Genomic DNA, 209 nt, shown 5'->3' with positions numbered 1-209 from the left:
CACACCGCGCAGCTGCAGAGGGAAGGCGACGTTCTCGCTGACGGTCATGTGCGGGAAGAGCAGGTACTGCTGGAAGACGAAACCGAAGTCCCGCTTGCCCGGGTTGAGTCTGGTGATGTCCCGGCCGTCGACGGTGATGGTGCCGGAGTCGGGCTCGGTGAACCCGGCGAGCATCATCAGCGTGGTGGTCTTCCCGGAGCCGGAGGAGC

The 209-nt window shown here is 65.6% G+C and carries 1 protein-coding gene; it reads right to left on the bottom strand.

Annotation, left to right across the window (positions count from 1 at the left end; translation table 11 throughout):
• On the bottom strand, positions 1-209 hold a 209-nt coding region (locus IO24_RS0140250; protein WP_031144925.1), incomplete at both ends, for an ATP-binding cassette domain-containing protein.

Source organism: Streptomyces flavovariabilis (genome assembly GCF_000725785.1).
GTDB lineage: Bacteria > Actinomycetota > Actinomycetes > Streptomycetales > Streptomycetaceae > Streptomyces > Streptomyces hawaiiensis.
The sequence above is the reverse complement of the archived record's forward strand: the minus strand, read 5'-3'. Positions and strand labels throughout refer to the sequence as shown.